A 4,284-nucleotide genomic window follows, 5' to 3' on the forward strand; every position below is an offset into this window, starting at 1 on the left:
GACTATACCGGGATCCCACAATCGCTTGTCGACCTGATGAAAAAAGATAACATCATGCCGATGCAGATCCAGCGAGTAGTTGCGGAAAAAGGCTATTACACATTGGATACGCCAATCAGCAACTATGAACCGGGATTTATCCAGGCAGTCCTGGTCGCTGCTTGGGATCAGGTTCTTAATGCAATCTTACACTTAGATGTACCATTTTGAGGAGGAAATAAGAGATGACACAGTATAACCCTTACACCCAGCAGACACAGTACAATCAACAGTCACAATATGGTCAACAGCCTCAGGATCGTGAATATGGTTGGGACGATACAATCGTATCTGATGGCCCAGAATTTATTCTGCTACCTGCCGGCGATTATGAATTTGTAGTAGAAAGCTATGAAAGAAGTAGAACGAAAGGAACAGGATCGCTTCCTCCATGCAACATGGCGATTGTCACTCTGCGAATTGATACACCGAATGGAAGATCATATATTAAGCATTATTTAACGTTGCACAGTAAATGCGAAGGCATGCTGTCAGCTTTCTTTACCTGCATTGGATTAAAGAAAAAGGGACAGCCGTTGCAGATGCGCTGGGATTTAATCCCTGGTTGTGTAGGCAAGTGCAAGGTGGGAATCCGGAAAGGAAATGACGGTAACGATTACAACGAAGTGAAGCAGTTTTATCCAGCTCCTGATTTAGGTCAGGCACCAACCGGGAATCAGTATACGCCAGGAGCGTTTTAAAAGGTGAGCGGTCATGGAATTAAGACCGTATCAGTCAGAAGCTAAAACAGCCATATTTGAACAGTGGGACCAGGGGAAGAAAAAGACGCTCCTGGTCTTACCTACAGGATGCGGTAAGACAATCGTCTTTGCCAAGGTCACCGAGGATTGTGTCAGGCAGGGCAAACGAGTTCTGATCATGGCACACCGCGGTGAGCTGCTGGATCAGGCAGCGGATAAAATCATGCAAGCAACTGGCCTTGGCAGCGCCGTTGAAAAGGCGGAAGAATCCTGCCTAGGAAGCTGGTATCGGATTGTAGTCGGATCCGTGCAGAGCTTAACCCGGCCGCAGCGATTGGCAAAATTCAAACAAGATTATTTTGACACGATTATCATCGATGAGGCTCATCATTGCCTCTCTGACAGCTATCAGCGGGTGCTTGAGCACTTTCCAGATGCTGATGTATTAGGTGTCACAGCAACTCCGGACCGTGGCGATATGCGTAATCTGGGACAATACTTTGAGTCGTTGGCCTATGAGTACACATTACCGCAGGCGATCAAGAGCGGGTACCTGGTGCCGATCAAGGCTATGACAATCCCTCTGCAGCTGGATCTGACAGGCGTTGGGATACAATCTGGGGACTTTAAGGCAAGCGACTTGGGTACAGCTCTGGATCCTTATCTCTATCAGATCGCCGACGAGATGATCAAATATTGCAAAGATCGCAAGACAGTCGCTTTCCTTCCGCTGGTTAAAACCAGTCAAAAATTTTGCGAGATTCTCAACCAAAAAGGGTTCCGGGCTGCTGAAGTCAACGGCGAGAGTGCTGATCGCGCACAGATCCTCGCTGATTATGATTCCGGCCGATACAACGTTTTATGCAACTCAATGCTTTTAACAGAGGGATGGGATTGCCCAACGGTGGATTGCATTATTGTGCTCCGACCGACCAAGGTGAGAAGTCTATACAGTCAGATGGTGGGCAGAGGCACGCGCCTCGCACCGGATAAGGCTGACTTGTTATTGCTGGACTTTCTTTGGCACACGGAGCGCCACGAGCTTTGTCATCCAGCTTCCCTAATCTGTGAAAGTGAAGAAGTTGCGAAGAAAATGACGGAAAACCTTGAAAAAGCTGCAGGATGCCCAGTGGATCTGGAAGAAGCAGAAGCTCAGGCATCATCAGATGTCGTTGCCGAGCGTGAGCAGGCGCTGGCAGATCAGCTGAAGCAGATGAGAGCGAGAAAGAGAAAACTTGTGGATCCGCTGCAATTTGAAATGAGTATCCAAGCTGAGGATTTAGCCAGCTATGCCCCAGCATTCGGATGGGAATGTGCACCGGCTACTGAGAAACAAAAAGCCTCATTAGAAAAATTTGGAATTAAGCCGGATGAGATTGATAACGCTGGCAAAGCTACGCTATTGCTTGATCGACTCCATAAACGACAAGAACTCGGACTTTCAACGCCAAAACAAATTAAGTTATTAGAGAATTACGGATTTAAAAATGTTGGATCGTGGCAGGTTGATGCTGCAAGTAATATGATCACTCGAATTAAAGCTTGTGGATGGCATGTTCCACGCGGCATCGATCCACAAAACTATATACCGGAGGTAATGAATGATGGATTTGAAGGAAATTTTGGAATATATTGATCCATCAGACTGCAACTACCAGGAGTGGGTTAACGTAGGCATGGCGCTTAAGCATGAGGGATACACCGCGGCAGATTGGGATACCTGGTCCGCTCGTGATGTTGGCAGATATCATGCCGGCGAATGCTTTAAAAAGTGGAATAGTTTTGAGGGATCGAGCAATCCAGTGACTGGCGGAACGATAGTACAGATGGCCCGGGATCGTGGCTGGTCTCCGGCGTCATCCGAACCAGGCTATCTCCTGGACTGGGACAGCGTTATCCAGCGGGATGATTATCTTGTTATCGACAAAGGCTGGCTTGAAGGCCGAGAAATCCAAGAGCCGGTCAATTGGGATCCGGTTAGGGATCTGACAACTTATCTCGAAACGCTGTTTGAACCAGATGACATTATCGGCTATGTTACACGTACCTTTGATGATGAAGGCACATTGAAGCCTACGAAGGGCGTTTGGACGCGGTCTGTTGGAAATTTACTTACTGATATAAAGAAGCATCACAGTATTGAAAATGCTTTAGGCGACTATAATCCGGCTGCTGGAGCATGGATCCGAATTAACCCTTTGGATGGTAAAGGTGTAAAAGACTTTAATGTAACAGATTTCAGGTATGCATTAGTTGAATCAGACAATATTGATGTGGAAAAACAGAATGCAATTATCCATGAGTTGGAGCTGCCAGTCGCTTGTCTTGTTTTCAGTGGTCGGAAAAGTATCCATGCCATCGTTAAGATCAACGCAGCAGATCATGCAGAGTATCGGAAACGGGTTGATTTCCTGTTCAAAGTCTGTGAGAAAAATGGACTTGCAGTAGATTTATCCAACAAAAATCCATCCCGACTGTCTCGGATGCCGGGTGTGATTCGAGCCGGGCGAAAACAATTTCTCATGGAAACCAACATCGGAAAATCAAATTGGGACGAATGGCGAGAATGGATCGAGGCGGTCAACGATGATCTGCCGGATCCGGAGCCGCTGGAAGCCGTCTGGGATAACTTGCCAGCACTGGCTGCACCACTGATCGATGGCGTGTTGCGTCAGGGGCATAAGATGCTGCTCGCTGGTCCGTCTAAAGCAGGAAAAAGTTTTTCCCTCATTGAGCTGTGTATTGCGATCGCAGAGGGAACTTCCTGGTTCGGGTGGCCTTGTACCCGCGGCCGTGTCTTATATGTCAACCTGGAGCTGGATCGTGCCAGCTGTTTGCATCGTTTTAAAGATGTTTACCAAGCGCTTGGGATTAAGCCGGAACACCTGCAGAATATCGATATCTGGAACCTCCGCGGCCGCTCCGTGCCGATGGACAAGTTGGCGCCGAAGCTGATCCGCAGAGCTGCAAAAAAGGACTACATCGCCATTGTGATTGACCCAATTTACAAGGTCATTACAGGCGATGAAAACAGCGCTGATCAGATGGCCAACTTTTGTAATCAATTTGATAAGGTCTGCACGGAGTTGGGGGTCGCAGTAATCTACTGCCATCATCACAGCAAAGGCAGCCAGGGCAGCAAGCGCAGCATGGACCGTGCGTCTGGATCTGGAGTCTTTGCCCGAGATCCTGATGCCTTGTTGGACCTCATTGAGCTAGACCTGCCAGAGAGCCTGCAGAAGCAACAGGATGACCAGATGGTCTGCCGGGTATGCAAAGACTACCTGCAGCGTGCCGGGCAGCTGTACAAGCTGTCCCAGGATGATCAGTGCAGCGCGTCGCGGATGACGCAGACCTGCAGAGAGACCTTTGACGATCGGGAGTATCAACGGCTATGCGATGAGATTAACGCCGCTAGAACGGCAATGCAAGGGCGCACGGCGTGGCGGATCGAGGGCACGCTCCGGGAGTTCCCTAAGTTTGCCCCCGTCAATCTTTGGTTTGATTATCCGGTGCATCATGTGGACAATATCGGAGTGTTGGC

The 4,284-nt window shown here is 48.7% G+C and carries 3 protein-coding genes and 1 pseudogene; all 4 read left to right on the forward strand.

What is annotated here, in order from left to right; all coding sequences use genetic code 11:
- Positions 1 to 210, forward strand: a pseudogene (locus tag I2D94_RS17850) (hypothetical protein); the annotation flags it as partial.
- Positions 211 to 224: 14 nt separating this feature from the next.
- Positions 225 to 740 carry a DUF669 domain-containing protein gene (locus tag I2D94_RS17855; RefSeq protein ID WP_229056957.1) on the forward strand — a complete coding sequence of 172 codons (516 nt, stop codon included), beginning with the start codon at positions 225 to 227 and terminating at the stop codon, positions 738 to 740.
- A 13-nt stretch (positions 741 to 753) separates the two neighbouring features.
- Positions 754 to 2,376 (forward strand): DEAD/DEAH box helicase, encoded by a 1,623-nt coding sequence (locus tag I2D94_RS17860; protein WP_195397880.1) that lies wholly within the window; start codon positions 754 to 756, stop codon positions 2,374 to 2,376.
- Positions 2,342 to 4,284 (forward strand): AAA family ATPase (locus I2D94_RS17865; RefSeq protein ID WP_229056958.1); only part of this gene is annotated, 1,943 nt, incomplete at its 3' end. The genes I2D94_RS17860 and I2D94_RS17865, both read left to right, overlap by 35 nt.

This window comes from Holdemania sp. 1001302B_160321_E10 (genome assembly GCF_015552275.1).
Classification (GTDB): Bacteria; Bacillota_I; Bacilli_A; order Erysipelotrichales; family Erysipelotrichaceae; genus Holdemania.

Bases quoted from the DNA above. Each gene is read 5' to 3' on its own strand.
- I2D94_RS17855 (WP_229056957.1), top strand. From the start codon at position 225: ATGACACAGTATAACCCTTACACCCAGCAGACACAGTACAATCAACAG.
- I2D94_RS17860 (WP_195397880.1), top strand. From the start codon at position 754: ATGGAATTAAGACCGTATCAGTCAGAAGCTAAAACAGCCATATTTGAA.